This window comes from Phycisphaerales bacterium (assembly GCA_035627955.1).
In the GTDB taxonomy this organism is placed as follows: domain Bacteria; phylum Planctomycetota; class Phycisphaerae; order Phycisphaerales; family UBA1924; genus JAEYTB01.
In genome coordinates this window covers 110210-128835 of record DASPKU010000006.1, presented here as the reverse complement: position 1 = coordinate 128835, position 18626 = coordinate 110210, and the positions used below count along the sequence as shown (strand labels likewise).

Genomic DNA, 18626 nt, shown 5'->3' with positions numbered 1-18626 from the left:
GGCAAGAGCATCACAGCACACTCACCCTACCTTCGCGCGGGCGTGCGATGCTTGCGTTCCACCCCCTCCCGCCATCCACCCAGGAGCGCCCGCATGATCCTCCGCGTCGACCGGCTGATGACCGAGCTCCCCATCCCCAACGGCCCCTCGCCCAACGGCGCGGCGGCGGTGCAGGAGCTCATGGGCGGCAAGTTCGGCGAAATGTCCACGCTGATGAACTACACCATGCAGTCCTTCAACCTGCGGGGCCGCTCGCAGGTGCGGCCCTTCTATGACCTCATCGCCAACATCGCCGCGGAGGAGTTCGGGCACGTCGAGCTGGTCACCTACACCATCAACCTGCTGCTCACCGGTGCGACCGACCGCAACCCCGACCCCGTCGCCGCGCCCCTTGCCGGCGCCGAGAACGCCCGCAACAGCTACCACTACATCGCCACAGGCCAGCAGGCGGTGTGCGGCGATTCGCAGGGCAACTTCTGGTCCGGCGACAACGTGTTCTCCAGCGGCAACCTCAAGCTCGACCTGCTGCACAACTTCTTCCTGGAGTGCGGCGCCCGCGCCAACAAGATCCGCGTCTACGAGATGGTGAGCGACCCCACCGCCCGCGCCATGGTCGGCTTCCTGCTCGTCCGCGGCGGCGTGCACATCGTCGCCTACGCCAAGGCACTCGAGAAGCTCAGCGGCGTGCCCGTGGGCAAGCTGCTGCCGATCCCCGACATCTCCAACAAGCGCTTCCCCGAGGCCGCGCGTCACGAGGCCCAGGGCCTGCACCGCATCCTATACCGCTTCAGCCCCGACGACTACAAGCGCATCACCGAGGTGTGGACCGGAGACCACCCCGAGGACGGCCAGCCCCTCGAGGTGCGGGACGGGCCGCCCGAGGGCGCGCCCCCGCCCGATCTCGACGCCGAGCCGCAGCTCACCGCGCCCACCGGGCCCGACAACGAGCAGCTCGACCCCGACATGCTGACGCACTACGCCAAGCGCATGTTCGGCAGCGACGTCGCCGGCATCGCCCGCGACCGCGCCAAGCGTGCCGACGCCGAGCCCCCGGGCGGCGCCCCGCGCCGCGCGGATGCGAAGGCCAAGCACCGGCCCGGCTGAACACGCCCGCCGTCGCGCTTACAGCCGCAGCGACTTCTCCGGGTCCGCCCCCCACAACCTGCCCCCTCCACACCGCGCTCATGCCGACACCCCGGGTGCGGGGTACGGTGGAGCATGGCTCAGCACAAGGACTCACCCGGCGGTGGCCCGCCGCCGCGCTCGTTCCGCGAAAAGGGGCTGGACTACTTCACGCAGGCCCTGGGCCCGCCCACCGAGATCCCCGTCGACAACGGCACCATCTACCGCTGGAAGCTGCCCAGGAAGGGCACGCACGACGTCAACGTGTACATCACCATCGACGCGCCCGAGCTGCCCGACATCGCCCACATCATGATCTCCGACCCCGCCAAGGGGGCCGACGAGCCCATCAAGGGCTTCACCGTGCGCAACGAGAGCGAGTTCCCCAACGTGCTGGCGTATATCAGGGCGCGCATCGAGGGGTAAGCAAGACGGGTGAGCTCCCCGGGTGATCAAGCCCGGCAGGGCCGCACCGGGCGCACCGCCTTGGCCCGCGCGTCACCCCTCAAGCGGCCGCAGCGTCCACAGCAGCTCCGCGTACTCGGGGGGCGCGGCCCCGTCCTTCGGCTCGGGTCCCTCACCCAGCGGCGTGACCGTCATGCGCACGCGCACCAGCTCGCCGCCCGCGCCAACCACCCGGCCTTCCCACGCCGCGGGCTCGCCCAGGCGCGCCCGCACCACCCGCGTGCGCCCCAGGGGCAGGTCCTCCTCGGGCAGCAGCGTCAGCAGCGGCCGCCCAACCAGGCGCGGCAGCGGCCCGGTGACCACCTCCGCCGCCCGGTTCACCGAGCGGACCAGCGAGAACCCGTCGGTCACCACGCACGCCAGCGGCAGGGCGTCGAAGAACACCCGGAAGCGGGCCCGCTCCCGCCGAAGCTCAGCGCTCGCCAGCTCCAGGCGCGAGGTCAGGTCACGGAACACCGCCTCACTCCCGGCCGGCTCTACAGGGATGGGCACCGGTGGCGGCGCGTAAGGCGAAAGGGACAATGACACCGGGGGCCCCGTGGCGGGGCGCTGCTCTGCGGGTTTCATGGCGGACCGACCTTGAACAGAACTCGCTGGGAAGGACCCGGCGGGGCGAAGATCGCCCCCAGGCCTGCACAGGAACTCCGGTGGTGCGCCGCAGGCGAGTGTCCGGAGGTGGACGGCGGCGGGTCGGAGCTCGGGGACAGGCGCCTCCCACGGGGAGGCCCTATGAAAGCAGTGTGGCCCCCCCGGCCCCTCATGTCAACCGCGGCCCGGCACTTTGTGGAGAATGACCCCCCAAATGCCCCTCACGCCGCTCGACCGGGTCGGCCTTCAAGCAGCCGGCCCACAACCGCACGCTGCGGGCTCGGAGCCAACCACCAATCGTCCCCCGCGGCGTGTTTTCGTTCACTGCAAGCGTCAGGCCGCCCGCTGCTGCGGCGGGTAGGGCGGGGGCGGGAAGAGCACCAGCGGCTCCTTGCGGGCCTTGCGGCGCAGCCAGTTGATGGGGCGGATCACGCGCGGGCGGGTGATCAGCCACTGCTGCACGCGGGCCCTCCCTGGGAAGTCCAGCAGCAGCACGCCCAGCAGCAGCGTGAGCAGCCCCTGGCCGGGCAGGGCCAGCATGGCGACGCCGCCCACGATCAGCAGCACGGCGAGCGCGTTCTTGAGGACCCGCAGGGCGACCCGCTGCCACCGCGGCCGGGCCAGGAGCCAGCGCGAGGGCCGCCGCCCCGCCGCCAGCGCATCCGCGGGCATGCGCACCAGGTACAGCGGCACCAGCACCAGCGAGAGCACGAACAGCAGCAGAGAGGCGCTCGACAGCCACGTGATGAGCACCCAGTGGTCCCTGATCCAATCGGGCATGCGGCATCGTCCGCGCGGGCGGAGGAAGAGCGGCTGAGGGCGCCGTGAAGCCTCCCCCGCGCCCGGGTATCCACCGCCCCCGGCAGAGCCGGGCCAACCCAGCGCACAACGCCCCGCCGGCAGGTGGCATTACCGTCGTGCCGTCACCTTTCGGCTCTGCGAAAGGTGATGGTTTGACGACGGTCGCCGCGAAGACACCACCATCCGCAGAGCCGAATGGTGGTGGCACGGTTGAAGGTGATGCCACCCGGCGCTCGTCCCCGACCCGCCGGTGGCCGTCAGCACGGCCCCCCGCCCAGCACACGGAAGAAGCTCTCGATGTCCTGGTCGGTGCCGAAGTCGCCGTCGCCGTTGAAGTCGCTGCCTCCCTCCCAGCAGGTGTCGCAGCAGGTCCCGCCCAGGCACGCGAAGAAGGCCTCGATGTCCTGGTCGGTGCCGATGTCCCCGTCGCCGTTGTAGTCGGCGTTGCCGCAGGTGGGCCCCGGCGCCGCCAGCACGCGGAAGTTGACGTCCAGCGTGGCGTCCACCCCGGCGGAATCGAAGTACACCCCGCCCGCGTACGCGTTGGGCCCGTAGACAAGCGCCACCTTGGGGCTGCTCCCGGTGGTCACGGCGATGCTGTACACCTGCCCGGGTGTGAGTGTCAGCCCGGTGAAGTCGATGTCGATGAACTCGGGGGTCGCCAGCGTCCCCGGCAGCACCGCGGGCAGCGTGACCGTCCGCTGGTCCAGCAGCGCCCCCGTCACCCCGGCCCCCGCGTACACCGCGATAGTGACCGGGTCGTTAGGGAAGCTCGGGTTGATGTCGCTGAAGGCAAGGGAGATGGCCCCGATGTCGGCGTCCACCGCGGTGAAGGACTGCCCCACGGGGTCGCGCACCGAGATGGTGCGGTCAAACTGCCCCCCTGCGTTCACAATGTCGGCCGACGCCGTCCCCATCCCCACCAACCCCACGCCCACCACCACGCCCACCACCGCAGAGGCCCGCGCCGCCACCCCGATCACGCACTTGCACACCATAAACAACACTCCTTGCCACCGCGCCGACGCGGGCCCGCCACACACCCCCCGGGCCGGTGAGCCCTCACGGTAGCGGGCCGCCGGGCTCATGCAAGGGGAATCTCGGAACTGCGACACGGGGGAACGCCGGCCTCCCGGGAGCCCGCTCATCCATCCACGCCTGCCGGCGAGCCGTTACGCGCGCCTGCTAAGAGCCGCAAGGCTGGTCTCGCACAGCGCAAAGTTCCCACTGATGGCGTCGGCGACGTGACGGGCGATCTCCGAGGGGGAGAGCTGCTTGGAGAGGAAACCCACCGCACCCGCGTCGATGCAGGCCGAGATCACGTCCTTGTCCGTGTAGCCGCTCAGCAGCACCACCCGCAGCCCCGCCGCGGTGAGCTCGCGCGTCAGGGCCAGGGTGTCGGTGCCGGGGATGTGGTAATCGAGCAGGACCACGTCCGGCCGTGCCGCACGCGCGGCCTCGTGGACGCCCTGCCCGTCCGCGAAGGACCCCACCACCTGGAGGCAGTGCGAGGAAGCCGCCCACCTCCCGAGCGTGGCGCGCAGGAGCTCGTTGTCGTCAACGAGCATGACCTTGGGCGTGGCGTGGGTGACCATCACCCACATTCTAAGCCGGGCGGCGGGTGGAGCAGGTAAAGACTGAGCGGTGCCGCTCGCGGGGTTCCGGCCGCCGGCGCGCCCGTCGCGCGACGCCCGGAGGCCTCACCACCGCTCCACGGCGGCGCTCGCCGGGACCAAGCCCACCACCGCACGGCGGTGGAGACGTGGGACGGAGCGCGCGAGCAGGACATTCACCGCGCGTCCCCACCGCCACCGTCTACCATCCCCTCCTGGGGTGAAAGGTGGAGCGGGTGTCGACCGACGTACAGCCGAGCATCGTGCGCGAGCCTCTGGAGGCGGTGGTCATCACCGGGGCGCTGGCGGCGCGGCCGTACCGCGGGCCGGACTACAAGGCGGAGAACGCGGCCCTGGTCGCGCTGATGGGCTGCCTTGCCTCCGACCCCGCCAGCGTGCTGGGCCTGCTCGTCGGCCGCGTCATGGAGCTCACCCACGCTCACTCCGCCGGGATCAGCATCGCCGAGCCCGCGCCAGAAGACCCCGCCGCCGGCCCCGACGGCCCCTGCGCCGTGTTCCGCTGGCGGGCCACCGCCGGCGCGTGGGCGAAGTACGAGGGCGGCACCCTGCCGCGCCACGCCAGCCCCTGCGGCACCGTCCTCCAGCGGGGCGGGCCGATCCTCATGGCCCGGCCGGAGCGGCACTACGCCATCCCCCCCGAGATGCAGCCGCCCATCGCCGAGGTCCTGCTCGTCCCCTTCGGCGCCCGACCGCGCGGCAGCGAGCGCCCGCGCCTCGTTGGAACGGTCTGGGCCCTTGCCCACGACCTCGGCAAGCAGTTCGACCGCGAGGACCTCCGGATCATCGAGAGCCTTGCCGCCTTCACGGCCGCCGCCCACCAGTTCCTGGAGAGCGGCCCCACAGCCGCCCGCGCTGTTTAGACGGCGGGTGGCATTACCCTCGTGCCATCACCGTTCGCCTCTGCGAAAGGTGATGGTCTGACGACGGTCGCCGCGAAGACACCACCATCCGCAGAGCCGGATGGTGGTGGCACGGTTGAAGGTGGTGCCACCCGCCACGGTTGAAGGTGGTGCCACCCGCCCTCTCCTACGGCGGCGATCAGCACATCGCCGCGAGGCGCTCGTGCAGTTCGTTGAACCCGCCCGCGTCGCTCACCCCCACCTCGCGGGCCAGCCGCTGCAGCTCGGCGATGCTGAGGAGGCTGAGCATGGCCGCGGCGGCGGTGCCCTGGTCCCTGTGCTCGGCCAAACCGGTGACGCTGCTGCGCAGCAGGTTGGCGATCGTGGCAGCCCGGGCGTGGGGCAGGAGGTGGAGGATCAGCCCCGGCGTGATCCGCGGGACGCGCTCCCCCGCGGCCTCCGCTGCGGGTGCGGGGGGGGGCGCAGGTGCGGGCGCGGGGGTCGGCGGCGGTGGCTCGGCGCTCATGAACGGATCCGATGCGGAGTGTCAGCGGGGGTCAGGGCCGGGCGACACGCCCCCCTGCCGCGCTCGCGGTGGTCCTTCTGCTGGGTACCGCTTCACCGTATCGGCCCCGCTGCACCAAGTGGAGTGAAAGGAACATGAGATGTGTTTTCATGCCCGCTGGGAGAAGGGGCCCACGCTGGATCACAACGACAAAGGGCCACGCCGCTGGTGGAGCGACGTGGCCCGAGAGAAGACGAAGCTCGCTCAGCATACCAGCGCGAGCCGGTGGTACAAGCTCAGGAACTGCCCCTCGGTAGGCATGCCCACCACCTTGGCGATGCGGCGGAGCTCCTGGTCGTTGAGCACGCGCAGCAGGGCCCGGCAGCGGGCGGCGTTGTCCGCGTGCTCGCGCCCGATCGCTTCCTCATAGAGCAGCCCCACCTCCAAGGCCCGGGCCGGGCTGAGCGACGAGACGATGAGCCCGGGCGTGAGGGGCACAAAGAAGTCGTCGGCGGGCGGGGGCGCAGAGCGGCCCCGCTCAGCGGCCCCGCTGCTCTGCGTGTGCGCGAATCCCTGCGCGTCCATGTCCCTGTCCATGCCGTCCACAGAGCCCTCCGCCCGTGAGCGCCGCCCCCGGCGTCAACTAAACGCCGGGGAAGGCCCGATCCTCACGCGGCCGCTGCTTTCACCGGGCCGCCCGCCACCGAGAAGCTACCGGCACGCTTCGGCGGTGCGGGCGAGCGTCGAGTAAATACAGGATGAAAAGTGCTTCAGCAAATCCGCGGCACGGTCACCCACGAAAAAGGCCGCGGCGGAGGGGGGTTCCGCACGCGGCCCCGAGACGCTCGCGCGCCCGGCCATGAAGATCAGGACGGAAACGGCCGGACCACCCACGAGGCGAGACCGGCCGCGACAGTGTTGCACTGGTGCTATCGGGCGGAGGCGGGCCGCGCTTGAACAGGAGTCAGCGCAAGGGCCCGCTCCACCCGCACAACGCTGTGGCTTCCAGCCGCTCACCGCCCACACCCGTGCTCACGGGCGTTTTTCCTACACGGTGAACCCGCAAAGCCCTCGACACCCGAGCCGGTGGCGTTAAGCTGGGCAACCTAGCGACGTCACCCGTGCGGGACCTCGCCCACACCCCGGGAACCCGCATGCCCCCCCGCCATAATCCGCCCACCCAGCCCCTCCACTTCCCTCCCCTCCGCCCCCTGGAGGTCCTCACCGCCGCCATCGCCGACCGCTGCGCCCAGCCGCCCCTGCCCCCTCACCGCCTCTTCGAGATGATGGGCACGGCGTGGGTGCTGTGCGGCCTGGACCCCGCGCGGGTGCGGGCCATGGGCCGCGCCCGCGGCCTGGAGGACGCCACCCTCGCCGACCTCGCACGCCGCATGTCCGCCGAGGAGCTCTGGACCGAGATGAGCGCCCAGGAGCGCGTGGGGGCGCTGTGCGCGCTGGAGCGGCTGGCGTAGGGGTGACGACAGTGCCACCCGCCCACGGGCGGATGGTGCCACCCGCCTGCCCCCCGCGTCCGGTGAGCGGTGCGTTCCCGCACCCCTCACCCCCCGCTCGCGCCGCGGCGCCATGCTTGCGGGGCATAAGTCGGCCGGGGCCGGCTGTTGCTGACGCACCGGCCCCGGCTTCAATGGCAACGCTCCCCTTCCGCGAGATCGTGCTCGCCCGGCTCCGCAAAGAGCTGGGCGAGCCCACGCGCACCGTCCTTGAGACCGGCACCGTCTACCGCTGGTCCGTCCGCTGCAAGGGCCAGGCGGACGTTTCCATCTACATCACCCTCGACTCCCCCGAGCTGCCCGACTACGCCCACCTCTTCATCTCCGACCCCGGCCGCCGCGGCCCTAACCACGAGGCGCTGGTCAGCTTCATCTTCCGCGCGGAGTCCAAGATCCCCGAGGTCCTCCGCGTCATCCGCGAGAAGGTCGACGACTGCACGTGAGGTCGGGGGCCGGGCCTCCTCCGGGCCCGGCCCCTCTCCAAGCACATCCGTGCATCAATCGGGCCGCGCCGGTGGGATTGACCGGCGCGGCCCGTCAGGTCCGAGACGGCCGGCCCGAGGGAGGGCCGCCCCCTCTCGCCATGTGGGGAATGCACCCGCAGCCTACCCACCGCGGTTGGGCGCACTCAAGGTCTTTTCACCCGCTAGAGCAGCACCAAACAGCGCGGGCCCAGCGCATGCGCCGGGCCCGCACGGCGGCCGCGTCGAAATCGGGGGGAGATTGACACGGCCCGCCGGGCGGCAGGTGGCATGACCTTCGTGCCATCACCTTTCGGCTCTGCGAAAGGTGATGGTCTGACGCCGGTCGCCGCGAAGACACCACCATTCGCAGAGCCGACTGGTGGTGGCACGCCGAACGTGGTGCCACCTGCCACAGCTGCCGGCGCCACCCGCCACGGCTGAAGGTGGTGCCAACCGCCACTAGGATTCTTCCGGGACAGCCCATTTCCAGCTTGTAGCGCTATGGCGCGGCCATGGCGACACGGCGATTGCACGGTGGTACTGGAAAGTCGAGAGGCAATCCAAGTAGTAGTCCTCGCGGGGTTCCGGGGTAACGACACGGGCGATCTCGTTGCCAGCGCGAGTGAGGGGGATGACTGGTATTCCTCCAACCTTTCCACTCCCTCGCCTAAGGAGGTAATGCTGACGGCTCATGTAATCAATCCTGTCGCCGTGGTTCCACTCCCAGTGGCAGTCGCCGATGGAGATGAGGCCGTGGTTTTCGAGAGTCAGTTGGTCTCCGTACTTAAATCCATAGTCGTGAAGACTCTTGCTTCCGCCGATGATCGAGTAAAGCCAGCCGTCATAGGACCAGCAATACGCCAAGAAGTCACGAAAGAGGGCTGCCTCTGCCGATGACAGATCCCTGAGAACGGTTAGTGCGCGGCGACTGCATGTGCCAGGCGCTGAAACTTCCGCAGCGAGTATCCTACCCCAGAGTGCCTGCAGGTCAGTATCCGACACGTCCTGGCAATCACTGAAGAACCGGGTGATCCAATCGGGGTCAACAGGAGTTGCGGACACAGATTCAGGGAGCATCCGACGCGCCTCGTTCACCACGGCATCAATTCGCTCCTGCCGTCGGAGCTCCTGATGGCCCAGCCGCTCGATTGCACGTTGCTGTCGCGCGTGAGCTGCTTCGTCCGCGATGTCGAGGGCCTTGGCATCGGCTTTCGCCATCAGGACCTTGTGGAGCGGCTGATAGACCATGCCCGTCCCGCTGCGAATTGCCTCAACCAGCTTGCTGAGCGGTTGAGTGATGTTCCCGACGTTTCCAAGGTTGATGTTCATTTCGGGTTCGATGATATGGGGCCGGGTGCCACTGGCGGGGCTCAGGCCGCCAGTGCGGGCGTGACGTGGAGCGTTGCGGGGGTTCGCGGGCGGCGGGGCGCCGCGCGTCGCGTGCGGCTGGGCGCTGCGGGCGGGCGGGGGCTCGGTGGAGCGGCGCGGCTTGCGTGCGCGGCGGCGCGGCTGCACTGGTGCGCGGCGCGGCTGGGCCGGCGCTGGGCGCGGCGGCAGCGGGACGCGGGGCGGCTCAAGCGTGCGGCGGCGCAGGTCCAGCGTGACGCGGCGCAGGTCCAGCGTGCGGCGGCGCGGCTCTCGCTTGACGCGGCGCGGGTGGAGCGTGAGGCGGCGCGGGTGGAGCGTGAGGCGGCGCGGCTTGAGCGTGGGGCGGCGCGGGTGGACCATGCGGGCGCGCCGGTGACCGATGCGGCGGCCGGGCGGCGGCGGCCGTGGGTCTGCACCGTCTGCGCGGCGTGGGACGGCCCGTCGCGGGGTGCGTAAGCGGTTTTTTAGAAGGTACTTAGGACAGCCACAGCCGCCGCCGATGGAGAGGGTGCCGTGGGCAATGCCGCCCACGAATGCGTGGAGCACCTCACCATGGCCACCGATTACATCCCCTCGCGTGACGCCGACTTCGATCCGTTCGCCATCCAGTTCAAGACCCTCATCGTGGCGTCGCCCACCTCCTACGGGCTCGTTGCCGCTGATGGCGCGGCAATCGCGGACGCCGTTGACGACTGGCATGTGGCGTACCTCGCCAACCTCGCGCCGACCCGCAACCACGGCACGGTCGTGGCCAAGAACAACGCCCGCGCCAACTGCAAGAGCGTGATCCGCGGCTACGCCGCCCAGATCCGCGCCAACCGCGCCGTCTCCGACGCCCTCAAGGTGGGCCTGGGCCTGCGCATCCCCGACCCGCCCACGCCGATCCCGGCGCCGACCTCCTACCCGCTGCTCACGATCGACAGCTTCAACCTGGGCACGCTCAAGCTGAGCGCCGCCGACCAGTTCACGCCCGACAAGAAGGCCAAGCCCGCGGGCACGGCCGGGCTGCTGCTGTTCAGCATTGTCGCCGAGGAGTCCGCCACCGCGCCCACCGACGCCGACTTCAACGCCTTCCTCACCAAGACCCGCTTCCAGAACACCTTCTCGCAGGCGGACTCGGGCAAGATGGTGACCTATTTCGGCCGCTGGACCAACGGCAAGGGCGAGCTGGGGCCGTGGTCCCCGCCCGTGTCCATCCGCATCGCGGCGTAAGCCTTTTCAACACGAAGGGCGCGAAGGGGGGGCACGAAGGCGCGAAGGTGGGAGTGGGCGGACGCCGAACCGGCCCCGTTCCGATCTTCGCCCCTTCGCTCCCGCTTCGCGTGCTTCGCGTTCCCGCCTTCCGCTTGAAGGAGCGAGCACATGGCACAGCCACAGCAGCAGGTGCACCGCCGCGGGAGCGCGGCCCGGCGCAGCAACCCGCTCGAGAGCGGCCTGCCCGACCCGCGGCCGGTGACCGACTACAGCGTGGAGCTCGAGAAGATCGACGGGATCACGCGGCTGACGGTGACGCTGGCCCAGCCGTGCGTGATCCGCGAGCCGGTGTGGCCGCTGGTGGACTGCATCGACGGCTCCAAGGTGTACCCCGCCTCCACCACCGTGGTGGACAACACCACCTTCTACCAGGAGTACGACGGGCTGTTCGCCCCCAGCGTGAACTTCGTCGAGGTGCCCTACCAGGACCCGCAGGTTCGCAACCACGCCGGGGGCTTCGTGTCCCCGGGCGGGAAGTGGTTCAGGGCGCCGCTGGTGTAAGAAGTCTTCACCACAGAGGCACTGAGGCACGGAGAAAGCACAGAGAAGACGAAGGCAGGCTTGGAATGAGCAAGGCCCGGGTCGCGTGACCCGGGCCTTTTGTGTTGGCTGTTCAGGTTCAATCACCACAGGGCGGCGTGCTCATCCTGCCCTTCCATCCCAGCGCCTTGCTCGGTGCGCCCTCCGTGCCTCTGTGGCTCTGTGGTGAAGTGCCTTCGCCCTCAGCGCTGCTGGTAGACCTGGCAGCCCCAGTTGGTGCCGGCGCCGAAGGTGAGCAGCATGACGCGTTCGCCGGGGGCGATCGGGTGGCGGGCGCGGAGGCGGTCCAGGGCGATGGGGAGGCTGGCGGCGGAGGTGTTGCCCACGCCCTCGATGTCGTCAACCAGGGCCGCGGCGGGGGCCTTGAGGTGCTCGCCCACCGCCTGCACGATGCGGGCGTTGGCCTGGTGGGCGATGATCCAGCGCACGTCGTTCACGCTGAGCGCGAGGTCGTGCAGGGCGGTGCGGGCGGCGGCGGTCATGGCGGAGACGGCGCGGCGGAAGACCTCGCGGCCCTCCAGGCGCAGGTAGTGCTGGCGCTTGGCCACCGTCTCGGCGCACGCGGGCAGGCGGCTGCCGCCCGCCTCCATGCGGATCAGCTCGGCGTCGGCGGGGGTGGTGCCCACGCGGGAGTAGAGGAGTTCGAGCGGCTGGTGGGGGGCGTGGGGGGCGGTGTGCGGCGCGTTGCTGGCGGCGTGTGGGCGGGCGGAGCTCACGTCGCCCATCACCACCGCCCCGGCGCCGTCGCCGAACAGGATGGCGGTGCCGCGGTCGGCGTAGTCGGTGATGCGGGTGAGCGTCTCCGCGCCGATCACCAGCACCCGCTGGTGCAGCCCCGAGCGCACGAACGCGGCCCCGGTGTGGGCGGCGAAGATGAAGCCGGCGCAGGCGGCGGAGAGGTCCATGCCGGCGGCGGTGCAGCCCCCGGGCTCAGCGGCCAGGCCGCGGATGATGAGGGCGGAGGCGGGGGGCACGGGGGCGTCGGGGGTCGCGGTCGCCAGCAGCACCAGGTCGATGTCGCAGGGGGAGAGCCCCGCGGCGTCCAGGGCCCGGCGGGCGGCGATGATGGCCAGGTCGCTGGTGGCCTGCTCGGGGGCGGCCACGTGGCGTGAGCGGATGCCGGTGCGTGGGAAGATCCACTCGTCGGTGGTGTCCAGCCCCATGGCCGCGAAGTCGCCGTTCATGATGGTGGCGGGCGGCAGGTAGTGGCCCACACCCAGGATGGCGGGGGTGATGGCCCGGGGCGGGCCGGGCTGCACGCCGCCGCTCCCGGCCGCGGCGGGCGGGCTGAGCGTGGGCGGGGCGATCGTGCGGGCGGCGGTCATCGGTTCGGAGCGCACTGTAGCAGGCGGGGTCCGAGCCCGCACCGCCCCTGCCTTACCCCGGGGCGACGGCGTTTGCAGCGGGCACGGCCAAGTCCAAAAAAGACCGCGGCCGCCGGGGAGGTGACGGCCGCGGGTCACGAAGAGAATCGCGGGCGGTAACAGAGGGGTTCGTTGGGGTTGAACCCGCCGCCCGACGAGAACGGGACCAGACACCAGGGACCTCACGGGCGCGTGAATCGACGCTGAACGGCCTGAGCCCCGGGATAAGCGGGCGCTAGTAACTCTTAGCCCTGCGACGTTTTTCAGCCCCTGCTCACCGCCGCCGCACATGAGGGCCGCAGGGATTCAAGGGTGGCTCACTGGTTGGCAGCGCGCCGCCGATAGCGTCTCTGTGCTCACGCAAGAGGGGCCTGAGCCAGGTGCGAGGCCCGACTGCATGGGAGCAAGGAGGCCAATCATGATGTTCGAGCACAACGAGCAAGGCCGCCTGGGGCGCGCCGGGCTGGAGGTCGGGGGCACCGAGGCCCAGGTGCGGGTGGGCGTGCAAAGTTCCGCGGGCACGCAGGCCGACGGCGCCACGGGGAGTGCGCCGGGGCGTGACGCCGGCGGGCAGGACGGTCGCGGGGACGGTCACGCCGGCGCCGGGCACGGCGGCGACGGGCACGGCGGCGACGGGCACGGCGGGCGGCAGCGCAAGCCCTATCACGTGCTGACCCGCGAGGACCGCAGCAAGGGCGGCACGCGCTCGGCTTCCATGCAGGGGCGCGACGAGTACGGCCAGTTCGCGGGGCGGCAACGCCAGCAGCAGAACCAGTCGCAGCAGCAGAGGACGTAACGGCACCAAGGCCCTGTGGAGGAGGGGCCGGACCGCCGCTCGTCCCGCCTGCACCCGATCCTGTGTGACGACGGCCCGGCCCCTCTCCCGGGGCGAAGGCGAAAGCGCTCCACCGCCGGGAGCGGCGATCGAGATCCTTTGCGGCGGCCCCGATCCCTCGCGGCGCGGCGGGCCCGTGCTCCCCCGCGCCGCGAGCGGCCGCCCTGTGTGTTGGCGAGCCGGCGAACGGGTGAGCCGGTCTGATGGTGAGGCGTGCCTCGCGTGCAATTGGGCTTGAGCTTCGGGAGGGGGGCCATGATCTAGTCAGTACCGGACGCGTGGACCGGATCATCAGGAAACCCCGGACCTCACACGAGGTCCTCTCAGAATGGAGTCTGCCATGGAACGCAATGAAGAGAACCGCCGGGATGAGCGTCGCGAGGAAAACCGCAAGGACGAGCGTCAGAACGAGCAGCAGAACGAGCGGCGCGAAGAGAACCGCAACGAGAACCGGCAGGAAAACCGCCAGGACAACAGGCAGGAGAACAAGCAGGACAGCAAGCGCTGACACACGCGACGCGCTGACACACCGCCCCCACGGGGCGTGAGTTGGTTCTGCACCAGCACGCCGTGGGCCCGCAGCCCGCGGCGTGTTTTCGTTGTGGCCCTTTCCGTTCTTTGTTCAAGGCATCAGGAGGTACGGACCATGGACGAGGCCGGGCGCGAACTGCTGGAACGGATTATCGCCTGCCCCTCCCCCACCGGCGACGAGCAGCAGCTCCAGCGCATGATCCGCGAGTACGCCTCCGAGTTCGCCGACGCCATCGAGCCCGACCTGCACGGCAACCTCGGCATCCTGCTCAACCCACGGGCCCCGCGCAAGGTCATGCTCGCGGCCCACTGCGACACCATCGGGTTCCTCGTGATGGACATTGGCGACGACGGCTTCATCCGCGTCGACCCCTTGGGCGGGGCCGATGAGCAGGCCGTGCCCGGCACGCGTGTGGTCATCCACGGCGAGCGCGGCGAGGTCCCGGGCATCTTCGGCAAGGTCGCCACGCACAACCAGGGCAGCAGTGAGCGCGAGAAGACCCCCAGCATCGCCGACGCGTGGATCGACATCGGCGCCACCAGCCGCGAGGACGCCGAGGAACTCGTCCGGATCGGCGACTACGTGACGTTCGAGGCCCGCGTGCAGGACCTCCGCAACGGGCGCGTCGCCGCACCCGGGCTCGACAACGGCGCCGGCCTCTGGACCATCCTCGAGGTCGCCCGCCGCTGCGCCCAGGAAGAGCTGGACATCGCCCTCTACTGCGTCAGCACCGTGCAGGAGGAGATCGGCTCGCGCGGGGCCGAGAGCGCGGCCAACCGCATCAGCCCAGTCATCGCGATCTCGGTAGACACCACGCTCGCGATCGACGACCCCGGCATGCCCAGCAAGCGCACCACGCCCAAGCTCGCACTTGGCAAGGGCCCGAGCATCTCGATGGGGCCCAATACCAACGTCGTTGTCGCCGACCTGCTGGTGGGGGCCGCCCGCGCCCGCGACCTCCCCTTCCAGCGCGAGCCCAACGCCGACGTAGAGAGCAACGACGCCAAGCCGCTGCAGGTGGGCGACGGGGGCGCCGCCGCGGCGTCCATCGGCATCCCCATCCGCAACATGCACACGCCCGTCGAGGTCATGAGCCTGTCGGACCTGGAGGCCACGGCCGACCTGCTCACCGAGTTCGTGCTGCGGCTGAAGGACGACACCGACCTGCTGCCCATCAACATGCACCGCAGCAGTGTGGCCTTCGCCGGCGGGCGGGGCAACCGATAGGCCGGTTCTGTGGCACAGTTGGGCCATGACCTTCCGCGACGGTGTCGAGCTGGTCGGGCTGGGCGTGGACGCAACCGGGGTACTCGTCATCCTCGCGGGCGCGGCCTTCGCGGGCGTGCGAGCGCTCCAACCGCCGCCGCCCGCCGTCACCAGGTATCGGCGCCTCCGTCAGGATCTCGGGCGGGCCATCCTGCTTGGGCTGGAACTGCTCGTGGCCGCCGACATCATCCGCACGGTCGCAGTGCCCCCGACCATGGAGGGGGTGCTCGTGCTCGGACTCATTGTGCTCATCCGAACCGTGCTGAGCTTCTCGCTGGAGGTGGAGCTGGAAGGCCGATGGCCGTGGGCACGGGGCGGAGGCATGGCGCCCACAAAATGAAAGAGGCCGCGCTCACACGCGGCCTCCTCTGGTGCTTCTAGCGACTCAAGCGGGAATCAGCCGATCACGGGCAGCTTCGGAGCCTCGGCCATCGGCCACAAGGCCGCAAAGATCGCCCCCGTGACCAGGCCGAACGCGATGCCGTCGATCAGGTTGGTCACGATCGCGCGGTTGGAGGTCTTGAACCAGATGTCGTTGGGCAGGCGCGAGAAGGTGTACGCCAGCACGCCGATGGTCCCGATGATGCGGAACACGTCCATCCGCGTGTGCCCGGGCTGGATCGCGAGCGTCGCCACGTACGCGATCAGGAAGCTGATGACGAGGTACACCAGCAGCGTGAGCACCATGTTCTTGCCCATGCTGAACGGGCCCCACACGTTGAGCGTGCCCGACGGCCCCTTCTCCCACTTGGCCTTGAACTCCGGCGTGTTGCAGTTCTTGCGGTCCCCGGGGTGCGGGAAGCTGTAGCTCCCCGGCGGGATCGAGCGCAGGTGCTCCAGCAGCGCGTCCTCATTGGGCAGGCCGATCGTGTCCTTCTGGTGGTGGCCGATCGCCATCCACGCCACCGCCGACGTGATCCACACCCCCGCCGCCGAGGCCACGATGGGCAGCCACAGCGACGTCAGCTGCTCGAGCGAATCCGAACCCGCGGCGGCAAGCGTCATGAAACCGGCAGACGAGAGGGAGTCCATGGTGTCTCCTTTTGGTTGAGGGGGACGCGATCGCGCATCCCCGATGGAGGGGTTCCTTGTAGCATCGGCCGAATATGCAGATTACCAGCAGTCCGTTTGGCCAAGGGCCACGGCATGGGCCGTAACCCAATCTCTCACGCCTTCTGCTTTCTCCTCCTCCGCGCCTCCGCGTCTCCGCGAGAGATTCCCTGCCTTTCGACTTGATGGCGCGGTCACACCAGCTTGAGCGCGAAGAACACCGCCGTGAAGGCGAGGTCGGCAATGACGATCGCCACCACGCATTGGACGACAGTGCCGGTGGTGGCCTTGCCCACCCCCGCAGCCCCGCCTGTGACGCGGAGGCCGTTGAGGCAGGCGATGATGCCGATGAGCAGGCCGAAGATCGTGCCCTTGGCCACGCCGGTGTAGAAGTCGACCTGCTTGGCCTGCTGGAGCAGGTTGGACATGAAGGTCGCGTGCGGGATGTCGAGCACGGCGACGGAGATGCCCAGGGCCGCGGCGATGGCGACGATGTCGGCGATCACGGCGAGGGCGGTCATCGCGATGATGGTGGCGAGGACGCGGGGGACGACGAGGAAGCGGACGGGGTTGAGGGCGTGGGCCTCGAGGGCCTCGACCTCTTCACCGACGACCATGGTGCCGATCTCGGCGGCGATGGAGGCGCCCGCAAACCCGGTGAGCACGATCGCGCCGATGAGCGGGCCGAGTTCACGGAGCACCGCCACGCCGATGATGTTTGCGACGAGCTCCTTCTGACCGAACTGATCAAGCGGCGGGGCGAGCTGGAAGGCGAGGATCAACCCCACGCAGCCGGAGACGAGGGCGACGATGAACACGCTCTTGACGCCCACGCGGACGATCTGGGCGACGATCGCGCGCCGGCCCAGGCGCGTGCGGCGCTGGATGATGGCGCGTCCGATCCAGCCGAGCATGTCGAGCAGGAGGAAGAAGGCCGCCCCGATCTGGTCGAGGGCGGCGAGGAACGTCGCGCCGATGAACTCAAGCGGAGCGAGCAGGACGCGGGCGAGGGGATTGGGTTGTGGCGTGTCGGGCACGGGTAGCTGCGGAACCGAAAGTGATCAGAAACCGTTCTATACGAGCCCCGAACGAAGTGAGCGGGAGTTTCCACCCGCGGCGCCTACAGAGTGACAGCTTCGTCAACGTTGTTCGTGATCTTGAACACCGTGTTCAGCCGTGCGATTTCGAACACCGCCCGCACCCGCTCGGTCAGCCCCGTGAGCACCAGCGGCGTCTGGTTTTTCTTGCTGATCTGCAGCCCCTCCACCAGCGTCGCCAGGCCGGGCGTTGCCATGTAGTTCACTCCCGCGAGGTCGATCACCAGCTTCCGGGGCTTCTTGTCGTAGGCGCTCTTGATCGCCTGCTGGAGCACAGGGGCCTCGTGGTAGCCGATCTCGCCCGCGGGCGAGAGGATGGTGACGCCGGAGCGGTCAGAGACGGTGACGTTCAGCGGGTCGCGGTCGGGCATGGGGACTTCTTTCGGCGGCTCGTCTCGGCCGCGTGTGCGTGTGGAAAGTGGACTAGCAGTCGCAGCTCTTGCACGGGTTGGGGGGCATGTTGGTGGCCGTGCCCTTGTCGGAGTTCTGTTTCTTGACCATGGTGAGGCGCATGCCGGTGTCGTGTCCGGGGCGCTTCTGGTAGCACACCTCGTCCATCACCTCGCGGATGATGTGCACGCCGAGCCCGCCGGGGCGGATGTCCTCGAGGTCGCGCCCCTTGATGCACTCGGGCTCTACCTGCCTGGCCTCGTCCTCGATGACGATCTCGACGCCAGTGACCTTCGCGTCGCCCCCACCCCTATTCGCAGCGAGCGGCGTCATGCGGAGCCAGATGCGGCCATCGAGCTTCTTGTCGTACCCGTGCTTCATCACGTTGACGATCGCCTCGTCCACCGCGAGTGCGATCTGCGAGGCGTGGGCGTCGGTGAAGCCCAGGCGCTTGGCAGAGAGGTTCATCATCTCGCGGACAGCGCAGAGGTAGATCGGATTGCTGACGAGCTCGAGGGAGAGGTCGGGGCGGGCGGAGGCTTGCCTGGTCATCTCGCCGCCTCCTTTGAAGTGGAGGAGTCGAGGAGTTGAGGAGTAGAGGAGAGTCTGGGCGCGGTATTGCCGTAATGCTGATGCACCCATTCCTGCCACCTGTCGGCGGCCTTCGCCCTCTCGTGCTCCGGCGCGGTGTACTCGTACCCCAGCCGCTCGCCGGTGATCTTCTCGAGGGCGTTGATGGCGAGCAGGCGGGTCGCGGGGTCGTCGCTGTCGAGCATGCGGACCAGGTCGGGCACCGCGGCCTGGTCATTCTTCGACGCGGCCTCCACGATCGCGGCGTTGCGGGCCGCGGGCTCGGCGGAGTCAAAGTCGGCGGTGATGGTTGGCCCGCAGGCGGTAACCCCCACGAGACCGGCGAAGGCCAAGCCGGCGCAGAGGGGCCACGGGATGAGTCGCGAGGTCCGTCTCACTTGCGGCCATTGTATGGATTGTGCTGGGGGCGT

At 69.8% G+C, this 18626-nt stretch carries 25 protein-coding genes; 12 read left to right on the top strand and 13 right to left on the bottom strand.

Annotated elements, in window-relative coordinates:
• Positions 1-93 precede the first annotated feature (93 nt).
• Both VD997_05110 and VD997_05105 read left to right on the top strand, forming a co-directional pair.
• A complete protein-coding gene (locus tag VD997_05110; protein ID HYE61355.1) occupies positions 94-1104 on the top strand; it encodes a manganese catalase family protein in 1011 nt (336 codons plus the stop codon).
• A gap of 114 nt (positions 1105-1218) precedes the next feature.
• On the top strand, positions 1219-1548 hold the full coding sequence (locus VD997_05105; GenBank protein ID HYE61354.1) for a hypothetical protein: 330 nt from the start codon (positions 1219-1221) through the stop codon (positions 1546-1548).
• A 72-nt stretch (positions 1549-1620) separates the two neighbouring features.
• Here VD997_05105 and VD997_05100 read toward each other — a convergent pair whose 3' ends face one another.
• The 4 genes from VD997_05100 to VD997_05085 all read right to left on the bottom strand — a co-directional run bounded on the left by VD997_05100 (position 1621) and on the right by VD997_05085 (position 4571).
• On the bottom strand, positions 1621-2043 hold the full coding sequence (locus tag VD997_05100) for a PAS domain-containing protein (protein HYE61353.1): 423 nt from the start codon (positions 2041-2043) through the stop codon (positions 1621-1623).
• A gap of 465 nt (positions 2044-2508) precedes the next feature.
• Complete coding sequence (locus VD997_05095; protein HYE61352.1) at positions 2509-2955, bottom strand: hypothetical protein; 447 nt, start codon at positions 2953-2955, stop codon at positions 2509-2511.
• Positions 2956-3233: 278 nt separating this feature from the next.
• Positions 3234-3974: a hypothetical protein gene (locus VD997_05090; protein ID HYE61351.1), complete on the bottom strand. Its 741-nt coding sequence runs from the start codon at positions 3972-3974 to the stop codon at positions 3234-3236.
• Positions 3975-4148: 174 nt separating this feature from the next.
• The gene (locus tag VD997_05085) at positions 4149-4571 is read right to left on the bottom strand and encodes a response regulator transcription factor (protein HYE61350.1); all 423 of its coding nucleotides are present in this window, start codon (positions 4569-4571) and stop codon (positions 4149-4151) included.
• Positions 4572-4825: 254 nt separating this feature from the next.
• On the opposite strand from VD997_05085, the gene VD997_05080 reads away from it, so the two are divergent.
• Entirely contained in the window at positions 4826-5470 is a 645-nt protein-coding gene (locus tag VD997_05080) for a GAF domain-containing protein (protein HYE61349.1), read from the top strand.
• Between the two features lie 178 nt (positions 5471-5648).
• On the opposite strand, the gene VD997_05075 is transcribed toward VD997_05080, so the two are convergent.
• A complete protein-coding gene (locus VD997_05075) occupies positions 5649-5975 on the bottom strand; it encodes a hypothetical protein (GenBank protein ID HYE61348.1) in 327 nt (108 codons plus the stop codon).
• Between the two features lie 243 nt (positions 5976-6218).
• Positions 6219-6539, bottom strand: a complete 321-nt coding sequence (locus tag VD997_05070) for a hypothetical protein (GenBank protein ID HYE61347.1) — start codon at positions 6537-6539, stop codon at positions 6219-6221.
• 569 nt (positions 6540-7108) lie between these two features.
• Between VD997_05070 and VD997_05065 the strand changes: the two genes are divergently transcribed.
• Positions 7109-7426 carry a hypothetical protein gene (locus VD997_05065; protein HYE61346.1) on the top strand — a complete coding sequence of 106 codons (318 nt, stop codon included), beginning with the start codon at positions 7109-7111 and terminating at the stop codon, positions 7424-7426.
• Positions 7427-7599: 173 nt separating this feature from the next.
• The gene (locus tag VD997_05060) at positions 7600-7908 is read left to right on the top strand and encodes a hypothetical protein (GenBank protein HYE61345.1); all 309 of its coding nucleotides are present in this window, start codon (positions 7600-7602) and stop codon (positions 7906-7908) included.
• Between the two features lie 480 nt (positions 7909-8388).
• On the opposite strand, the gene VD997_05055 is transcribed toward VD997_05060, so the two are convergent.
• Positions 8389-9258 (bottom strand): DUF2806 domain-containing protein, encoded by an 870-nt coding sequence (locus VD997_05055; GenBank protein ID HYE61344.1) that lies wholly within the window; start codon positions 9256-9258, stop codon positions 8389-8391.
• Between the two features lie 60 nt (positions 9259-9318).
• On the opposite strand from VD997_05055, the gene VD997_05050 reads away from it, so the two are divergent.
• The 3 genes from VD997_05050 to VD997_05040 all read left to right on the top strand — a co-directional run bounded on the left by VD997_05050 (position 9319) and on the right by VD997_05040 (position 11052).
• Positions 9319-9753 carry a hypothetical protein gene (locus tag VD997_05050; GenBank protein HYE61343.1) on the top strand — a complete coding sequence of 145 codons (435 nt, stop codon included), beginning with the start codon at positions 9319-9321 and terminating at the stop codon, positions 9751-9753.
• A 57-nt stretch (positions 9754-9810) separates the two neighbouring features.
• On the top strand, positions 9811-10509 hold the full coding sequence (locus tag VD997_05045; protein ID HYE61342.1) for a hypothetical protein: 699 nt from the start codon (positions 9811-9813) through the stop codon (positions 10507-10509).
• A gap of 150 nt (positions 10510-10659) precedes the next feature.
• Positions 10660-11052 carry a hypothetical protein gene (locus VD997_05040; protein HYE61341.1) on the top strand — a complete coding sequence of 131 codons (393 nt, stop codon included), beginning with the start codon at positions 10660-10662 and terminating at the stop codon, positions 11050-11052.
• 221 nt (positions 11053-11273) lie between these two features.
• Here VD997_05040 and VD997_05035 read toward each other — a convergent pair whose 3' ends face one another.
• Positions 11274-12416 (bottom strand): beta-ketoacyl-ACP synthase 3, encoded by a 1143-nt coding sequence (locus tag VD997_05035; GenBank protein ID HYE61340.1) that lies wholly within the window; start codon positions 12414-12416, stop codon positions 11274-11276.
• A 457-nt stretch (positions 12417-12873) separates the two neighbouring features.
• Between VD997_05035 and VD997_05030 the strand changes: the two genes are divergently transcribed.
• The 4 genes from VD997_05030 to VD997_05015 all read left to right on the top strand — a co-directional run bounded on the left by VD997_05030 (position 12874) and on the right by VD997_05015 (position 15428).
• On the top strand, positions 12874-13251 hold the full coding sequence (locus VD997_05030) for a hypothetical protein (protein ID HYE61339.1): 378 nt from the start codon (positions 12874-12876) through the stop codon (positions 13249-13251).
• Positions 13252-13630: 379 nt separating this feature from the next.
• Positions 13631-13798, top strand: coding sequence for a hypothetical protein (locus VD997_05025; protein ID HYE61338.1), 168 nt, complete (start codon positions 13631-13633; stop codon positions 13796-13798).
• Positions 13799-13936: 138 nt separating this feature from the next.
• On the top strand, positions 13937-15049 hold the full coding sequence (locus tag VD997_05020; protein ID HYE61337.1) for a hypothetical protein: 1113 nt from the start codon (positions 13937-13939) through the stop codon (positions 15047-15049).
• A 25-nt stretch (positions 15050-15074) separates the two neighbouring features.
• Positions 15075-15428 (top strand): DUF1622 domain-containing protein, encoded by a 354-nt coding sequence (locus tag VD997_05015; protein HYE61336.1) that lies wholly within the window; start codon positions 15075-15077, stop codon positions 15426-15428.
• 56 nt (positions 15429-15484) lie between these two features.
• Here VD997_05015 and VD997_05010 read toward each other — a convergent pair whose 3' ends face one another.
• The 5 genes from VD997_05010 to VD997_04990 form a co-directional block, all read right to left on the bottom strand.
• The gene (locus VD997_05010) at positions 15485-16120 is read right to left on the bottom strand and encodes a hypothetical protein (GenBank protein HYE61335.1); all 636 of its coding nucleotides are present in this window, start codon (positions 16118-16120) and stop codon (positions 15485-15487) included.
• A gap of 212 nt (positions 16121-16332) precedes the next feature.
• Positions 16333-17175 carry an ABC transporter permease gene (locus VD997_05005; protein HYE61334.1) on the bottom strand — a complete coding sequence of 281 codons (843 nt, stop codon included), beginning with the start codon at positions 17173-17175 and terminating at the stop codon, positions 16333-16335.
• 83 nt (positions 17176-17258) lie between these two features.
• Positions 17259-17606: an STAS domain-containing protein gene (locus VD997_05000; GenBank protein HYE61333.1), complete on the bottom strand. Its 348-nt coding sequence runs from the start codon at positions 17604-17606 to the stop codon at positions 17259-17261.
• 52 nt (positions 17607-17658) lie between these two features.
• Positions 17659-18177 (bottom strand): ATP-binding protein, encoded by a 519-nt coding sequence (locus tag VD997_04995; protein ID HYE61332.1) that lies wholly within the window; start codon positions 18175-18177, stop codon positions 17659-17661.
• Positions 18174-18593 (bottom strand): HEAT repeat domain-containing protein, encoded by a 420-nt coding sequence (locus VD997_04990; GenBank protein ID HYE61331.1) that lies wholly within the window; start codon positions 18591-18593, stop codon positions 18174-18176. Before VD997_04990 ends, VD997_04995 begins: the two co-directional genes overlap by 4 nt.
• Positions 18594-18626: the final 33 nt, after the last annotated feature.